Source organism: Pseudoalteromonas sp. GCY, from assembly GCF_016695175.1.
GTDB lineage: Bacteria > Pseudomonadota > Gammaproteobacteria > Enterobacterales > Alteromonadaceae > Pseudoalteromonas.
Genome location: NZ_CP068023.1, coordinates 112501 through 130075 on the forward strand (window position 1 = coordinate 112501; position 17575 = coordinate 130075).

The following is a 17575-nucleotide window of genomic DNA, read 5'->3' on the forward strand; positions in this document are numbered from 1 at the left end:
TGGTGAAGTTGTTGATGCCCTACTTCCAGGAAAAGCCTCTAAGCTTCAGTTCATACTGAATCGTACCCTAAACCGACACAGGTGGTCAGGTAGAGAATACTAAGGCGCTTGAGAGAACTCGGGTGAAGGAACTAGGCAAAATTGTACCGTAACTTCGGGAGAAGGTACGCTCTTGTTTGTGAAGGACTTGCTCTGTAAGCAAACGAGAGCCGCAGTGACCAGGTGGCTGGGACTGTTTATTAAAAACACAGCACTGTGCAAAATCGTAAGATGACGTATACGGTGTGACACCTGCCCGGTGCCGGAAGGTTAATTGATGGGGTTAGCTTAGGCGAAGCTCTTGATCGAAGCCCCGGTAAACGGCGGCCGTAACTATAACGGTCCTAAGGTAGCGAAATTCCTTGTCGGGTAAGTTCCGACCTGCACGAATGGTGTAACCATGGCCACGCTGTCTCCACCCGAGACTCAGTGAAATTGAAATCGCAGTGAAGATGCTGTGTACCCGCGGCTAGACGGAAAGACCCCGTGAACCTTTACTACAGCTTGGCACTGAACATTGACCCTACATGTGTAGGATAGGTGGGAGGCTTTGAAGCAGAGACGCTAGTTTCTGTGGAGCCGACCTTGAAATACCACCCTTGTAGTGTTGATGTTCTAACTTAGGCCCCTGAATCGGGGTTGAGGACAGTGCCTGGTGGGTAGTTTGACTGGGGCGGTCTCCTCCCAAAGAGTAACGGAGGAGCACGAAGGTTTGCTAAGTACGGTCGGACATCGTACGGTTAGTGTAATGGTAGAAGCAAGCTTAACTGCGAGACAGACACGTCGAGCAGGTACGAAAGTAGGTCATAGTGATCCGGTGGTTCTGAATGGAAGGGCCATCGCTCAACGGATAAAAGGTACTCCGGGGATAACAGGCTGATACCGCCCAAGAGTTCATATCGACGGCGGTGTTTGGCACCTCGATGTCGGCTCATCACATCCTGGGGCTGAAGTCGGTCCCAAGGGTATGGCTGTTCGCCATTTAAAGTGGTACGCGAGCTGGGTTTAGAACGTCGTGAGACAGTTCGGTCCCTATCTGCCGTGGGCGTTTGAGAATTGAGAGGGGCTGCTCCTAGTACGAGAGGACCGGAGTGGACGAACCGCTGGTGTTCGGGTTGTGATGCCAATTGCATTGCCCGGTAGCTACGTTCGGAACTGATAACCGCTGAAAGCATCTAAGCGGGAAGCAGGCCTCGAGATGAGTTCTCACTTTGACTTAGAGTCAACTGAAGGGCCGTTGAAGACTACAACGTTGATAGGCGAGATGTGGAAGTGCTGTGAGGCATTAAGCTAACTCGTACTAATTACCCGTGAGGCTTAACCATACAACGCCAAAGTGGTTTATAAGCGACAGAAGTTAATAGACTAAAGTAGACAAAAGAATTTAATAAGCTTTTTCCGGATTTACATTGATGAGGGAGACTTCATTGATGAACAGAATTTCCTGGTGACTATAGCGTTTTGGACCCACCTGACCCCATGCCGAACTCAGAAGTGAAACAAAACAGCGTCGATGATAGTGTGGATTACCCATGTGAAAGTAGAACATCGCCAGGGCCAAATAAGAGAAACCCGTTGCAGCAATGCGACGGGTTTTTTGCTGTTTGTGATTTAAAAACCTCGCGAGGTAAACTCGCTCCTACCACAGTATCAGCACAGTGCAACATGGTAGGAGGTGGTTTACCCGCCGATGGTTTGCAATGAAAGTTCCGGCTCAAAAGTAGTATGGCACACCCATGTACATCAAAACCAGTTTCAGCAATGTGATGGTTTTTTTGCTGTTTGGGATATAGAAAACCTCGCGAGATGAACTCGCTCCTACCACAGTATCAGCACTGTGCAACATAGTGGGAGGTGGTTTATCCACCGATGGCTTGCAATGAAGCTCCAGCAAAAAAACTATGTACATCAAAACCAGTTTCAGCAATGTGATGGTTTTTTTTGCTGTTTGGGGTATTGAGATTTGAGATATAGAAAACCTCGGAAGCCAATCAACACATCGCGAGGTTTTCTAACCTAAGTAAATGCGCTCCCACCACAGCATAAGCACAGTGCAACATGGTAGGAGGTGGTTTATCCGCCAATTTATGCATTCATAATATTCAGTGGGAAAGTATTTATTGATCCTAAATTACCATTACTTTTTAATGTACTGTCCAGGCGGTTTGCCAAAGACCTTTTTAAACGCATTGCTAAATGCGGCGGTAGATTCAAAACCCAAATATTCAGCTGCTTGTTGCTGAGAATATCCATCTTTCAACAGCTCAATCGCTTTGATAGCTCTTAATTTTTGGCGCCAATCACTAAACCCCATCATAAAGCATTTATGAAATAGACGGTTGAGTGTCCGGGTTGATGCGCCGACTTGATCACTCCAAGCCTCCAAGCTTATTTTGCATCCTGGATTTGTATGTAGCTCGGTCACAATGGGTAAGATCCGAGCATCCTGTGCACTTGGAATAAAAAAGTGGCACGTTGTAGCTGATGTTAATCTATCAATAAAGACCGTAATAAATCGCTCTGTTTTTTCATCTAAGTGGTACTCTTCCTGCCAAGTACAGATCTCCAGTATAAATTGCTTCAGTAGTTCATCTACTGCAATTAGCTTCGCTTTATTCCCTAGCAACTCGGTGTATTTATTGTCGATATAGACACTACGAAAATCTCCACCGTAGCGACAATATGTCTCATGTGGAAGGCCGGGAGGTAGCCACAAAGCTTGGTCGGGAGGGATCACGAAAGTGCCTTCAGGAGTCACAATTGTGATGACTCCATTGCTTGTATATGCAAGCTGTCCCCAGTCATGTTGGTGCCGTTGAACATGCTCCCACTCTGCTTTTTTTACCGCTCTTGGCAGGATTGGTCGACCAAGCGTTGGCTTTAAGAAGCGCTTATATTTGGGCTGAATACGCCAAGGAAAAGTTGTCTGTTTTGATAAAGAACTTGGCATAATTATGTATATCAGAAATTAACGTGTGGCCATATTATAGCCATAACTTTTTAATAGTTGTGCTTTATGTGGAGATAATCATGAAGAATGCCTCTCAAGGATGGCAAAGTCCTTTTAATTTCTTAGTGCTCGCTACCGTAGTTATGGCCGTTACGTTTGCAGGCTGGATGGCCATGCTCAATAACTTTGCGATTGAAGCCGCAAACTTCAATGGCGCTAATATGGGAATGTTGCAATCCCTGCGTGAGATCCCCGGGTTTTTAGCGTTTACAGCGGTATTTGTTTTATTGGTGTTAAAGGAGCAGACCTTCGCACTGATCAGTTTATGTTTGCTGTCGCTTGGCGTCGCTATTACGGGCTTGTTGCCTACTATTTATGGTTTGTATGCAACCACAGTATTAATGTCGATAGGTTTTCACTATTTCGAGACATTGAATCAATCACTCAGTTTACAATGGTTTAATAAAGATGAGGCGCCGGCCAAACTGGGTATCTTGCTATCTATTAAATCCATCGCCTCTTTGATCACCTATGCGGTAATATGGCTAGGTTTTAGCTACTTCTCTGCAGACTATCAGTGGATGTATCTGCTCATTGGAGGGGTTGGCTTTGTCATTGCGCTATTTATGTTTATCGGCTTTCCAACCTTTGAAATGCATACTACGCAGCATAAAAAGCTCATTTTTAGAAAAGAGTACGGCCTATACTACGCTTTAATTTTCTTCTCGGGTGCGAGAAGACAAATATTTATGGTGTTTGCGGGTTTCTTAATGGTGGAAAAGTTTGGTTTTGATGTTGCACAGATCACCGCGCTTTATATGTTGAATCATTTGATAAACATATTTATCGCCCCCAAGATTGGTCAAATGATTGGGCATATTGGTGAGCGTAAAACACTGACAATCGAATATGTGGGACTAATTTTTGTATTTATTGGCTATGCATTGGTAGAGTCAGCAAGCTTTGCTGCAGCGCTTTATGTCATCGACCATCTGTTTTTTGCGATGGCCATTGCACTTAAAACGTATTTTCAAAAAATTGCTCGGCCAGAAGATATCGCAGCAACAGCTGGGGTTAGCTTCACCATTAATCATATTGCAGCGGTAGTGATCCCTGCAAGCTTTGGCTTAGTATGGTTATACGATCAATCCTTAGTATTTTACTTTGGTGCTGCACTTGCGGTGTGCTCATTGGTGTTGAGTCAATTTGTGAATACAGCCAATGTGCAGGAAAAGCTGGCTAAATCCGTGTGATGCTCCAGCATCACACGAATAGTGACATTGCAGTTTAGATACTGCGACCACACCAAACAACACGTCCTGCAATGCCGTGACTGTCGGCATTATCAGCGGTGATCTCCCAGCTCAGGTAATCAGGGTTATCACTGATCACTTTGAGCTGAGAGTGCTTTTGTTGCACTCGCTTAGCCATGAGACCCTCTTCTGTTTGAATGATATAAACCGCATCTTTACTGGGTTGATTCTGTGAAAGGTCAACGCGTACCATGTCGCCGTCTAGCAACGTGGGCTGCATACTATCACCACGGATAGAGACAAAGGCGAGCTTCTCTGAATACACGCCAAGATGGGAGTTTAGCCAACGACGGTTGAGTGCAAACTGCTCGGTGACTTCTTCATGACCAATTACACTACCCATACCTGCACTGGCCTCAATATCAAGTTTAGGTATGAGGGTAAGTTCATCTTTAAACTGACCTTGTGGTTTATCTAAGGGTTGTTCACCGGTAAGTAACCAGTTCAGATCAACGGAAAATAGGCTATAAAGGTGCTCAAGATATATCATTGAAGGGCGACTTAAGCCGCGACAAATACGGTAAATATGGGAAGGGGATTTACCTGTTAGCTGGGCAAATTGGCGTTTATTGCCACCTGAAAATTGCTCGACTAAGGTTACAAATCGTCTTGAAAATGCCGTACTCATCTCTTAATTATTCTCTTTATAGCGCCTAAACCCGCAAGCATACTGAGCTAGGTCTTATCTGTACAGTCTCGTTGCACTAGTTGGACATTTTATAAACGAGCATAATCACGGATGAATAATTGGTGTAAAGAAAAGAAGTATTTTCTATTTTCATTAGACTAAGGTCGTAGTGAGTTGCGTTGTACGAAATTTGTTCATGCTGGTAGGCTAGAATTGCAAGTTAACATTTATTTAAATTCGGCACGACTTGCTTTAGCCGACATACAACATGGAAAAAGGTAATGAAATATACAAATTTATTAATTGCACTTCCGCTCTTGGGCGCGATGGAAGTTGCACTGGCGGTAGACTGTAGCAACTTAACGCAATGGCAATCACAGCAAGTATATACAGGTGGCGACGCAGTCACCTATCAGTCAGCTAAATACACCGCGAAATGGTGGACACAAAACCAAAACCCAGCGCAAAATTCCAATACTTATGATGTCTGGCAAGCCAATGGCAGTTGTGATCCGGTAACGCCATTGCCTTTAGTTTCGGTCACTTCCCCAAGCAGTAACGCACGAGTGTTAGTGGGCTCATCAGTTAGCCTAGCGGCGGCAGTAAGCCATCCGCAAAACACGGCAATCGACAGTGTTGAATTCTATCTCGATGGCACGCTTGTCGCCTCTGATAACAGTGCGCCTTATGAGGTGATGTGGCAAGCGCAGGGGCTAGGTAATCGCGCATTAACTGTCTATGCAACTGATGTGTCTGGGGCACGAGGTGAATCGAGTGCGGTGAACTTCAGTGTCGTGTCTGACGAGGTTCCTCCTGGCGATCCTAATTTTAAAATTGTCGGCTATTTCCCAAGTTGGCAGGGAGCCGTGAGTGATATTCAGTTTGATAAACTCACCCATATCAATTACTCATTTTTACTACCCAATGCAGATGGCACACTGAGACCGCTTGAAAATTTAAGCAAAATGACAGCGCTAGTAAATTCGGCTCATGCCAACAATGTAAAAGTGGGGATTGCCATTGGTGGCTGGAACGGGGGCGACGACAGTGCATTTGAGACATTCGCCAGTTCACAGCAGGGCAGAGCCCGTTTCGTGCAAGAGGTCATTGCGTTTGTAGAGCAGCATAATCTAGATGGTGTTGATATGGATTGGGAATATCCAGATCCCGGTGCTTCGGCAAATAACTATGCGTTACTGATGAAGGAACTAAGCGTTGAGTTACGCGCCAGAGGTAAATTCTTGACGGCAGCTGTGGTGGCGCTTGGCTATACTGGTGGTGGCGTGTTGGAATCTGTATTCCAAGATATCGACTTTTTAAATTTGATGGCGTACGACGCGAACAATACTGATCATGCTTCTATGCAATACGCCAAAGACTCAATTGCTTACTGGCAAGGTCGTGGGCTCAGCAAAGAAAAAACGGTATTAGGTGTACCATTTTATGCAAGACCTACTTGGAAAGCGTATCGTACCTTACTACAAGAGAACCCTGCCAATGCCTGTCGCGATAGTGATGGTAGCAGCTACTACAATGGTATTCCGACGATCCGCGCAAAAACGCAGTATGCTAAGCTCAATGCTGGTGGCATTATGAATTGGGAGCTATCCCATGACAGTAATGGTCCTGCGTCGCTATTAACAGCGAAATGGGAAGTTGCTAATGGTGTAACACCAAGCTATCAATGTCAGTAAATTATTACTTATAACTCAGCTCGGCGGCGAGTGAGAGCTGGCCGTTGAGCATATAGAGAGTTTGACTGAGAAATAGGCTAACTACATATTTTTATAATATCTAGCCTATATATGGTGGGAAATGTTTATAAACAGCGTTCCATTACGCTGCAGGTAACAGCCGGTGAACTTGGACGTTGGCACCAGTAATCGTTATTGGTCGTTTCACACATAACGCCGGTTTCTGGTCCTCTACCACCGGCTGCTTGCGGTGTTAGTTTTACGGCAAGTTGACTTTGTTGATAGTCTAATTGTTTTAGTTTTTTCTTTGCTAGGGTAAGTTTCATATTATTTTCCTTTGAAATAAGAATGTCTTAATAGACTATTTTACCCTACTGCATAGTTCATTAAATGTACAGATCAAAGCGGTGACTACCCAGCTGCTGGGTAGTCACTTTATGTTTAAAGCGCTTTAAAGCGAATAGCAACACCGCCGCCAGCAGCCAGTTTTAATGTTAGCTTGTCGGCACTTGTGACCTTTTGACGATAAATGTTCATTTCATAAGGGTTTTGTTTCCATTCGGCTTTACCACCGTCCGCGTAGATTTGCGCTTCAAAGGTTTTACCTGACTCAAGGAAATCTAAAGTAATAGGAATTTCTCTCGCTTCCTCGTCAGTTACTGCGCCCAAGAACCAATCGTTACCACTATATTGTTTATGCTTGCGCTCCTTTCTGGCAAAGACAACATAATCTCCCACTTCTCCTGCAAGTGCGATACTGTGCTCCCAGTCGGTGGGTACGTCTTTGATAAATTGGAAGGCGTCTGGCTTAGCGAGGTAATTTTCTGGCAAATCGGCCGCCATTTGAATTGGACTATAAAGCACAACATAAAGCGCTAATTGTTTGGCGAGGGTGGTTTGTGGGCGGTTGGTTTTATCGCCAAGGCCGTTGAAGCCCATGTCAAAAATACCCGGAGTAAAGTCCATTGGGCCTGCTAACATGCGGGTAAAGGCAAGCATTGGCACATGCTCTGGTGGGTTTGGTGGCGTGCCCCATGCGTTGAACTCTTGCCCTCTAGCCCCTTCTCTCGCAATCCAGTTTGGATAGGTACGACGCAGGCCAGTATCTTTGATCGGTTCATGCGTGTTGATACTGATCTTGTGTTTGGCTGCGAGTTTGACGTTGTCTAAGTACTCATTTGCCATAAATTGACCGTCGTGCCATTCGAATCTGGCATTGCCCTCGGCATCAATGCGTTTGATGTTGCCGCCATCGGCTACGTAACCGGTTTTAACTTGGCGAACGCCTGCTTTTTCGTAGAGTGCGAAGGCCGCCTCCATTTGATTGCGATAGTTGCTGACGTTACCAGACGTCTCGTGATGACCTATTAGGCGTGTACCTACTTTTTCTCCGTGCCTGGCTATTTCGTCAATATCAAAGTCAGGATAGGCGTCGGTAAAGCTAAAGACATCACCGTTGAAGAACCAGTCGCCATCCCAGCCTATGTTCCAACCTTCAACCAACACGCCATCAAAGCCATGGTCAGCGGCAAAGCTCAAATATTCTTTAGTACGCGCCGTAGTTGCACCATGCTTATCGCCGCTGCCCCAGGTATTTTTGTTGATGTGCATGCCCCACCAAATGCCGATGTATTTACCCGGCTCAACCCAAGATACATCACCGAGCTTATTTGGTTCGTTGAGGTTTAAAATAAGGTGAGAGTTCAACAAGTCAGTGGCTTTATCGCCTATTTGCAGGGTGCGCCAAGGTGTATTGAACTTACCATTGGTTTTGACCGCAACACCATCTGACCAAGGTGTCAGATCGGCAACAAATGTTCCCGGGCGACGCTGGTTTAAGGTCATGCCCGCATAGTCAATTAGAGCTGCTTCATGCACACTGATATGAACCCCGTCTTGATTCTTTAAGGTAAATGGGGTGTGCACATGTGGGGCATCGTGCAGTGGTGTGGTGTTGTATACATATTCATAGCGATTCCAGCCACGAGCAGGGATCCACCACGCGGTACTTTTATCGCTTTGTGCAAAGGCGAATTCGGTTAACTCTCTGGTGATATAAAGCGCTTGATTTTGGGCAACTTCATAACGGAAGCCGACACCATCATCAAATACTTTTACGCGTACAGTATATTGCGACGACTTGTCTGTCTGCTTAGCAAAGGTGACAGCAAGCTCATTGTGCTTATCTTGGATCACTCGGGCTTCGCCCCAAGGCTGTTGCCAACTGCTATCGACGCTATTACGCTGATGTGTGGTGATACTTAAGCCATCGCGCATCGATGCAGCTGTTGCGAAATCAAAACCAAGTTTAGACGGTTGAATAATGGTTTTGTCGTTAAAGCTGACTTGGTAGGTCGGCTGGCTATTATCATCACTCAAGGTAAAAGTGATTTTGCCATCTGGCGAACTCACAGCTAAAGATGCGGCAAAGCTCGTAGTTGTAAACAAGCTTAATCCGATCAGGGGAAGTGACAGGGGGCGCATAGTTTTTCCTTCTTGTTGTCGGCACGAAGATTCGTGTTCTTTTGCACATAAGCTAAGCTTACTGTTGTATGCTAACGTTCACGTAAAAGTTGCATACGTATTCATGCTGTAAATGCGATGAATGTAATAATTATTCCGCTCGGTCTAGTGTAGACAAGCTAAGAAAAATAATAAGGATAGGTTGAACTGCTTATGCTAAACCTAACAATTTTTGGGCGTATTGCTGTTGTGATAGCAATGCTACAAGCCGGTCTAGTCAATGCCCTTGAAGTACAAATTGTCGATGCTGATAAACAGCCACTCGCGAATGCCGCGGTGTGGTTGCAAGGGGATGGCTTTGATAACGAAAGAACGACGCTAGATTATAAAATGAAACAAAAGGATAAAGCGTTTGTGCCACATATTTTGATGGTGCAAGCAGGCACACAAGTCTCGTTTCCAAATTTAGATCCCATTCTGCACCACGTCTATTCGTTCTCTGCTGCAAAGCCGTTCGAGCTAAAGTTGTATCGCGATGACCCGAAACAGGTATTATTTGATCAAACCGGTGTGGTTGAGCTTGGCTGCAATATTCACGATTGGATGCTGGGTTATATCGTGGTTGTAGATAGCCCATTATTTGCGGTAACGGATAGCAGCGGCAAAGTATCGATCGACCTAGGTGTTAAGCAAGTCAGCGCACTAAACCTGAATGTGTGGCATGAAAGATTCGAAAATATAGACAAAACAGAACAGCATCCGCTCTCTATCGTGAACAACACTCAAGCAATTACCTATCAAATTAAGCAACCACTGGTTGCTCCATTTCAGGATTTCTCCGATGGCTTCGATGATTACTAAACTAAGCGCCGCCCTGGCATTATTCGCCATGGGACAAACAGGTGCCGTTGAGATTTCTGGACAAGGACAACTGCAAACGACCTGGCAGCAAGATGAGAGTCGTAAAGCTTGGTATCAGTCTGGATGGGGAGTTACGCGTCTTGGTAAAGGAGAGTCAGATATTACGCTTAGTCGTGGCGCTATTGATTGGCGTGTAGACTTTTCCAGCGCTTGGTCTTTGCACGGGGTAACACAGTATGTGCCAGACCCAGATGACAAGCTCGGTTTTACAGAACTGTATTTGCAGTATCGAACACTACCAAAAGATGGTCGCCGCTTTATTATGCGAGCAGGCGGCTTTTATCCAAAGTTTTCTATTGAGAACCCAGATATTGGCTGGTCGTCACCTTATACATACCAGTATTCGGCTATCAACGCTTGGATAGGTGAGGAAGTGCGAGTATTTGGCGGTGAAGTCGCAATTGAGCAGCCGCAGACGCGTCGTAGCCGCGGTCAGGGATTCAAAGGCGTATTTGGTATTTTTAAGGGTAATGATCCGGCTGGCACTTTACTCGCATGGCGAGGATTTACCGTGCATGATAGGCAGTCGGTATTTAACGAAAGTCTCCCCTTTGCCGCGGTAGAGTCGTTGAACACACCACAGCTACAACATCAAGCACAGCATGTTGAACCGTTTTCTGAAGTAGATGGTCGGTTTGGTTATTATGTTGGGTATCATCGCGACTTTTCAAACCGCAGTGAGGTCAATGTCTATTGGTACGATAATAATGGCGATCCAAGTAAGATTAATTACCGAACTGGGCAGTATGCATGGGACACTAAATTTATCAGCGCGGCTTGGCGTTACAAGTTAACACCGCAGACGCATATACTCGCGCAAGGTATGCTGGGTAATACCGCAATGGGTGTCAATCGAGGTATTGATAATGACTTTAATAGCTGGTTTATACTACTCACTCATCAGCGCGATGAGTGGCGCTTTTCCTTACGGGGTGAGCAGTTTAAAGTCATCGATAAAGATGACTGGCAGCTCGATCCTAACCAAAGTGATGGTCATGCACTGACCGCTGCTGTGAAGTATCGAATTAATAGCAATTGGCTGGTGGGCGGTGAATTTTTGAGTTTGACAACTACAGTTGCAAACCGAGAGGCCTTTAACGGTACGCCTAAGCAAACGGATAATGTGTGGCGACTCAGCGCGGAGTATCGTTTTAATTTATAACAATAAGCGTGACGCCCAACGCGTCACGCTTACTCATTCCATACGATACTTTAATCTAGTAGGCGGTTGACGCCGTTCAGTGCCGCAACGCGATAGGCTTCCGCCATCGTTGGATAGTTAAAGGTGGTATTGATAAAGTACTCGATGTTATTACCAGCCCCTTTTTGTTCCATAATGGCTTGTCCGATATGGATGATTTCAGATGCACGTTCACCAAAGCAGTGGATACCCAATATTTCTTTGGTTTCTGCATGGAACAGAATTTTCAAGCTACCGACCTCAGTGCCCGTGATCTGTGCTCGGGCCAAGTGTTTAAACTGGGCACGACCCACTTCATAGGGAATGCGTGCGGCTGTTAGCTCTTGCTCTGTTTTACCAACAGAACTCATTTCTGGAATGGTGTAAATACCAGTTGGGATGTCAGTGATCAAACGATCATCACAGGCTCCATGCACAATCGCATTGGCCGCAATACGCCCTTGATCGAACGCTGCGCTGGCTAGGCTTGGATAGCCAATCACATCTCCAACTGCGAAAATGTTGTCCACTTCGGTTTGATAGTGTTCGTTGACTTTAAGCTGGCCGCGGCTGTCTGCCTTTAGACCTACGCTTGCAAGGTTGAGTGTTTCGGTATTACCGGAGCGACCATTGGCCCATAAAATACAGTCTGCACGTACTTTCTTGCCAGACTGTAGATGCACAACAACCCCTTTATCATGGGTCTCGACTTTAGCAAACTCCTCGTTATGGCGAATAACAATGCCATTATTCCAAAAGTGGTAACTGAGTGCGTCAGAGATCTCGGCATCCATGAAGGCCAATAAGCGGTCGCGGGTGTTGATAAGGTCTACCTTTGCGCCAAGTCCTTTAAAGATTGAGGCATATTCACAGCCGATGACCCCCGCGCCGTATATCAACACGCGCTGAGGATTATGCTCAAGGCTTAAGATAGTGTCGCTGTCGTAGACGCGAGGGTGGTTAAAATCAACGCCTGGTGGGCGGTACGGGCGCGAGCCTGTGGCGATCACAATGGTTTTAGCGGTGAGTAACTCTTGCGAGCCATCTTGATGAATGACTTGTACCGTATGTACGTCAACAAAGCTGGCATCGCCTTGGAATAAGTGAATGCGGTTACGGCCATAAAAGCTAGAACGCAATGTTGACTGTTTTGAGATCACATCACTGGCATGGTGCAAAATATCTTGAAAGGTATGGCGCTGCGGGCGCTCGGTGAAACGATAAAGCGGGTTTGCTTTATACTCAATTAAACGACTGACAGAATGGCGGAGCGCTTTCGAGGGAATGGTGCCCCAGTGAACGCAGCCACCGCCAACCGCATGCTGGCGTTCGATAACCGCGACTTTTTTACCACTTTTAGAGAGGTTCATGGCGGCACCTTCGCCGCCAGGCCCGGTGCCTATAATAATGGCATCGTATTGATAGGATTGTGGAACAGTTTCGGTTTTTTCTGCAGCTTTTTTGCTCACGGCCTCACCCCTTAAGTTGTTGAGGCCGCTGAGCGTTATGCTGTTTTCAGTAGCCTCGAATTTAGTGCAATCCAAGCTTGTTTTTGGCTTTCCCAAGCTTGTTCTAGCTCTTTATATTGTTGCATCAGTGCGGAATGTTCGCATTGTGCAAGTACGGCTTCTTTCTTCGCTTCGAGTACCTGCTTTTGCACAGTACAGTAGTTTTGAAGCTTTTTAAGAAGTAAATCATACTCTTGTTGTAACAATGTAAGCTTATCTTGCGCCAAAGGCAATTTTGCGAGACTGACTTTAGTCTTATTCAATAAGGTCTCCGCCTTGGCTTTTTCAATGCGTTCAACCGGAGTACGTTTTAGCTTACTGGCGAGACCCAACGCTGCAAAGGTGCGGATCAGCCATTTAGTTGGGTCATAGTGATACCAGCGAATGCCATTACGGTAGTCGCTCGCAAAAATATGATGGAAGTTATGATAACCTTCACCGTATGTGAATAGGGCCAACAAACCATTGTCTCTCGCGGTATTTTTTTCGGTATAAGGACGACTACCCCAAATGTGCGCCAATGAATTGATAAAGAAAGTAAAATGCTGACTCAATACGAGTCTAAGCACACCAGCCAATAGCAGCATGCCAAGCACATTACCTAGTAATAGCCCAAGCACTAAAGGGATACCAATGTTGGTAAGCCATACTAACTTCATATAGTGTTTGTGTTGCCACATCACGATAGGGTTGCGTTGTAAGTCTCTGGCGTTATTATAATCACCGTAAGTCTCGCCTTGATAATCTCTCAGCATCCAGCCGATATGGCTATACCAAAAGCCCCGTGTTGCAGCGTATGGATCTTTTACCGGGTCGTCGACTTGACCGTGGTGCACACGGTGATCGCTACTCCAATGTAATATACTGTTTTGTAAAGCGAATGCGCCACCCAACGCAAAAATAACTTGAATCACAGGATGGGCGTCATAGGCTTTATGCGCCCATAAGCGGTGATACCCTGCGGTGATCGACAGACCGGCGTAAAACATACAGGCAACAAAGGCTACCCAGTGGCTGGTGGTATAGCCGTATTCAAAGCCATACCAAGGCACCAAAGTGATCGCAGCTAAAAACGATAAGCTAAAGAACAGCACATTGGTCCATAAAATGGGTGGTTTTTTCATCAATTAATCTCAAAATCTAATTTCAGCGTACAACTGTACGCTAAAATAGTATTTCATTCTTGCTGCGTCAAGGTTTAGACTGCGGTTTATTGTTCTTATTTTTCGAAGCGAATTGGGGAAAGTCCATGGCTGGTGTACGCGCCCAACAAAAACAGAAGACCCGTCAAGCGCTTATCGAAGCGGCATTTAATCAACTAAGTGCTGAGCATAGTTTCTCGAATTTAAGCCTACGTGAAGTCGCACGAGAGGCGGGTATCGCACCCACTTCTTTTTATCGACACTTTAAGGATATGAACGAGCTCGGGCTGACTATGGTAGATGAAGCGGGTTTAACCTTGCGACAATTAATGCGCCAAGCAAGGCGTCGCATCGCTAAAGGTGGTAGCGTGATCAATACTTCTGTGCACACCTTTATGGAATTTATCGAGCAGTCGAGCAACCAATTTCGTTTATTACTGCGTGAACGTTCGGGTACTTCGCCTGCGTTTCGTGCCGCCGTAGCCAGAGAAATCAAACATTTTATCTTAGAGCTTGCTCATTATCTTGAAACAGAAACGGGAGTAGATACCCATCACGCCCACATGCAAGCTGAAGCAATGGTCACCTTAGTATTTAGCTCTGGTGCTGAGGCTTTGGATCAAGATCCCCCACAACGCGCTGAACTGACCGAGCGTTTGAAGTGGCAGTTGCGGTATATCGCAAAAGGTGCCTCTGGTTATGCAAAACATCCAGAACCAATAAAAAAATAGCCTAAATTGGCTATTTTTTTATTGGTAATTAAAATTCAAAATTACCCTGCTCACTTCATATCCTATCTGTGTTCACTTCTGATCTTGAAATATATTTTCTAAAACCGGCGTTATTGTGATTTTATTTGCCAATAAATCGAGATTTAAACTCTATTTTTGGGATAATTTATGCTTGATTGTCGCTTTTGAAGCATGTTAAAACATAACCAATTCATCAACAGGAACACTTAGCTCAATGAAAATGACTGCGCGTATTTCACTCCTTCTTAACCTCCTACTGGTAAACCAGAGGGGTGGGGTGTAATTGCGCGAATTGAGCGACATTTACTGTAGACACCCCGCACTTGCGGGGTTTTTTTTGGCTGAGGATAAGGGTATGCAAGATAAAGTCTGGATTTTCGATACAACATTAAGGGACGGTGAGCAGGCGTTAAAAGCCAGCTTAACAGAAGAAGATAAAATACAGCTGGCGCATACCATTAGTCGTCTCAATGTGGATGTTATGGAAGTGGGTTTTCCAGTATCAAGTCCGGCTGATTTTCGTGCGGTACAACGCATTGCTGCCGAGGTAAAAGGTCCAGCGATTTGTGGCCTTGCGCGTGCGGTTAGTAAAGATATCGACGCATGTGGCGAAGCCCTTAAAGGCGCTGAGCAGCGCCGCATTCACACCTTTATCGCAACCAGCCCTCTGCACCTAGAACATAAGTTAAGAATGAGTCTAGATGATGCGACTAGCATGGCGATTAAGGCCATTTCTCAAGCCAGAAAGTACACTGATGATGTTGAGTTTTCATGTGAAGACGCCGGCCGTACGCCTCACTCAGACCTGTGTCGTATTGTTGAAGCGGCGATTAATGCCGGTGCATCTACGATTAACTTGCCTGATACCGTAGGTTATGTCACACCAGACGAGTATGCAGCGATGATTTACCATATTCGTAATAATGTGCCTAACATCGACAAAGCCAGACTAAGTGTCCATTGTCACAACGATTTAGGACTTGCGGTGGCAAACTCAATCGCGGCGGTACAAGCCGGTGCAAGACAAATCGAATGTACCATCAATGGTATTGGTGAGCGTGCAGGTAACTGCTCACTAGAAGAAGTGGCGATGATCATGAAGATGCGTCAAGACCACCTAAAAGTGCACACCGATATTCGTAGCGAAGAGATTTATCGCGCGTCACGTCAAGTTGCTAAAATCTGCAATATGCCGGTGCAGCCAAACAAGGCAATTGTAGGCGAAAATGCCTTTGCACATAGCTCGGGTATTCACCAAGACGGCGTCTTAAAAGCACAAAACACCTATGAAATCATGGCACCAGAAACCGTTGGTGTTCCGAGTAATCAGTTAAATATGACTTCACGCTCTGGCCGACATGTTATCGAGCATCGTCTTACCGAGCTTGGCTATCAGAAATCGGATTACGATATGGATAGCCTGTATGAAAGCTTCTTGGCGTTAGCCGATCAAAAGGGCACGGTTTACGACTATGACCTTGAAGCGATGATTTATTTCAACCAAATCAAAGATAAAGACGAGCGCTACCAATTACAGTTCGTCAATGCATCTTCTAACTCTCAATCTATCGCTAGCGCGACTGTGGGGATTGCCTTGAATGGTGAGCTTAAGCAAGAAGCGGCAACCGGCAACGGTCCTGTGGAAGCGGCGTTTGTAGCTATCGAGCGTATCACTGGCATGGCGGTGGAAGTGGTGGAATATAACCTTGATGCGACGGGTAAAGGGGCAAGTTCACTGGGCCAAGTCGATATTATTGCCAAGTTTGGTGGTAAGCAATATCACGGTGTGGGACTTGCGGCCGACATCGTCGAAGCGTCAGTGAGAGCCATGATCCGAGTATATAACCTAATTGATAGAGCACAAAAAGTGTCTAGCCTAAAACAACAAAGGAAAGCAGGATGAGTCAAACAAACTACAAAATCGCAGTACTAGCTGGAGATGGAATTGGTCCAGAAGTGATGCAAGCCGCTGAGCTGGTATTAGATAAAGTGGCGACTAAGTTCAACTTTGCTTTAGAAAAATCACCACAAGCGATTGGTGGTGCGGCCATAGACCAATTTGGTGAAGCCTTACCCGCGGCGACATTGGCCGCATGTGAAGCCGCTGATGCGATTTTATTTGGCTCTGTGGGTGGGCCTAAGTGGGAGCATTTACCACCAAATGAGCAACCAGAGCGGGCATCCTTATTACCGCTTAGAAAGCACTTTCAGCTATTTTGTAATCTGCGTCCTGCGCAGCTATTACCCGCATTAAGCGCTGCCTCTCCACTACGCTGTGACATTAGCCAGCAAGGTTTTGATATTTTATGCGTCCGTGAGCTTACTGGCGGAATTTATTTTGGCGAAAAAGGTCGCCAAGGTGAGGGCGAAAGCGAGTCGGCGTTTGATACGCAAACCTATTCGCGCAAAGAAATCGAACGCATCGCCCGTTTTGCTTTTGATGCAGCGAGACTTAGAAGCAATCATGTGACTTCTGTAGACAAAGCCAACGTGCTGGCAACCAGTGTACTGTGGCGTGAAGTGGTCAATGAAGTCGCGAAAGAATACCCAGATGTGGCGCTTGATCACATCTATATCGACAACGCTGCGATGCAGTTGGTAAAGCAACCAAGCCAGTTTGATGTGCTACTGTGCGACAACCTGTTTGGTGACATCCTTTCTGATGAATGTGCAATGATCACGGGTTCCATGGGGTTATTACCATCGGCAAGTCTAAATCAATCGGGCTTTGGCTTATATGAGCCAGCGGGCGGCTCAGCACCAGATATCGCCGGTAAAGGAGTGGCAAACCCAATCGCACAAATCTTAAGTGCCGCGCTGATGCTACGTTATTCATTGGGGCAGGATGAAGCGGCACGCGCAATTGAAAAGGCAGTAGCAGAGGCGGTGAAAGATGGTGTAGGTACACCGGATATCTATCCCCAAGCAGGATTTACTACTATGGATGTCGCGCAAGCGATCGTCGACAGGGTTTAATAAAGGTAA

13 protein-coding genes and 2 rRNA genes (1 of these 15 cut by a window edge) are annotated in these 17575 nt (G+C 45.9%); 9 read left to right on the forward strand and 6 right to left on the reverse strand.

Translation table 11 applies throughout. The features are described from left to right. A 23S ribosomal RNA gene (locus tag JJQ94_RS05810) occupies window positions 1-1364 on the forward strand (it extends 1615 nt beyond the left edge of the window). A 118-nt stretch (window positions 1365-1482) separates the two neighbouring features. Next, window positions 1483-1596, forward strand: a 5S ribosomal RNA gene (gene rrf / locus JJQ94_RS05815). Window positions 1597-2176: 580 nt separating this feature from the next. Here rrf and JJQ94_RS05820 read toward each other — a convergent pair. Then, complete coding sequence (locus JJQ94_RS05820) at window positions 2177-2989, reverse strand: AraC family transcriptional regulator (RefSeq protein WP_099031291.1); 813 nt, start codon at window positions 2987-2989, stop codon at window positions 2177-2179. An 80-nt stretch (window positions 2990-3069) separates the two neighbouring features. Here JJQ94_RS05820 and JJQ94_RS05825 point away from each other — a divergent pair, with 80 nt between their 5' ends. Then, on the forward strand, window positions 3070-4242 hold the full coding sequence (locus JJQ94_RS05825; RefSeq protein WP_099031292.1) for an MFS transporter: 1173 nt from the start codon (window positions 3070-3072) through the stop codon (window positions 4240-4242). A gap of 34 nt (window positions 4243-4276) precedes the next feature. Here the strand turns inward: JJQ94_RS05825 and JJQ94_RS05830 are convergent, their stop codons facing one another. Next, a complete protein-coding gene (locus JJQ94_RS05830) occupies window positions 4277-4930 on the reverse strand; it encodes an XRE family transcriptional regulator (protein ID WP_099031293.1) in 654 nt (217 codons plus the stop codon). Between the two features lie 281 nt (window positions 4931-5211). On the opposite strand from JJQ94_RS05830, the gene JJQ94_RS05835 reads away from it, so the two are divergent. Beyond that, complete coding sequence (locus JJQ94_RS05835; protein WP_099031294.1) at window positions 5212-6624, forward strand: glycosyl hydrolase family 18 protein; 1413 nt, start codon at window positions 5212-5214, stop codon at window positions 6622-6624. A 125-nt stretch (window positions 6625-6749) separates the two neighbouring features. Here JJQ94_RS05835 and JJQ94_RS05840 read toward each other — a convergent pair whose 3' ends face one another. Both JJQ94_RS05840 and JJQ94_RS05845 read right to left on the reverse strand, forming a co-directional pair. Further along, window positions 6750-6950 carry a hypothetical protein gene (locus tag JJQ94_RS05840; protein ID WP_010374359.1) on the reverse strand — a complete coding sequence of 67 codons (201 nt, stop codon included), beginning with the start codon at window positions 6948-6950 and terminating at the stop codon, window positions 6750-6752. Window positions 6951-7065: 115 nt separating this feature from the next. Next, window positions 7066-9108 carry a glycoside hydrolase family 97 protein gene (locus JJQ94_RS05845; protein WP_099031295.1) on the reverse strand — a complete coding sequence of 681 codons (2043 nt, stop codon included), beginning with the start codon at window positions 9106-9108 and terminating at the stop codon, window positions 7066-7068. A gap of 192 nt (window positions 9109-9300) precedes the next feature. Between JJQ94_RS05845 and JJQ94_RS05850 the strand changes: the two genes are divergently transcribed. Together JJQ94_RS05850 and JJQ94_RS05855 are read left to right on the forward strand one after the other, a co-directional pair. Beyond that, window positions 9301-9948: a methylamine utilization protein gene (locus JJQ94_RS05850; RefSeq protein WP_099031296.1), complete on the forward strand. Its 648-nt coding sequence runs from the start codon at window positions 9301-9303 to the stop codon at window positions 9946-9948. Further along, a complete protein-coding gene (locus tag JJQ94_RS05855) occupies window positions 9929-11170 on the forward strand; it encodes a hypothetical protein (RefSeq protein ID WP_099031297.1) in 1242 nt (413 codons plus the stop codon). Before JJQ94_RS05850 ends, JJQ94_RS05855 begins: the two co-directional genes overlap by 20 nt. 50 nt (window positions 11171-11220) lie before the next feature. Here JJQ94_RS05855 and sthA read toward each other — a convergent pair whose 3' ends face one another. Both sthA and JJQ94_RS05865 read right to left on the reverse strand, forming a co-directional pair. Continuing rightward, on the reverse strand, window positions 11221-12657 hold the full coding sequence (sthA, locus tag JJQ94_RS05860) for a Si-specific NAD(P)(+) transhydrogenase (protein ID WP_099031298.1): 1437 nt from the start codon (window positions 12655-12657) through the stop codon (window positions 11221-11223). Between the two features lie 35 nt (window positions 12658-12692). Then, window positions 12693-13820, reverse strand: coding sequence for an acyl-CoA desaturase (locus JJQ94_RS05865; RefSeq protein WP_099031299.1), 1128 nt, complete (start codon window positions 13818-13820; stop codon window positions 12693-12695). A gap of 125 nt (window positions 13821-13945) precedes the next feature. Between JJQ94_RS05865 and fabR the strand changes: the two genes are divergently transcribed. The 3 genes from fabR (at window position 13946) to leuB (ending at window position 17566) form a co-directional block, all read left to right on the forward strand. After that, complete coding sequence (fabR, locus tag JJQ94_RS05870) at window positions 13946-14569, forward strand: HTH-type transcriptional repressor FabR (RefSeq protein WP_010374371.1); 624 nt, start codon at window positions 13946-13948, stop codon at window positions 14567-14569. A 376-nt stretch (window positions 14570-14945) separates the two neighbouring features. Continuing rightward, on the forward strand, window positions 14946-16493 hold the full coding sequence (gene leuA / locus JJQ94_RS05875; protein WP_099031300.1) for a 2-isopropylmalate synthase: 1548 nt from the start codon (window positions 14946-14948) through the stop codon (window positions 16491-16493). Next, on the forward strand, window positions 16490-17566 hold the full coding sequence (leuB, locus tag JJQ94_RS05880; protein WP_099031301.1) for a 3-isopropylmalate dehydrogenase: 1077 nt from the start codon (window positions 16490-16492) through the stop codon (window positions 17564-17566). Before leuA ends, leuB begins: the two co-directional genes overlap by 4 nt. Window positions 17567-17575: the final 9 nt, after the last annotated feature.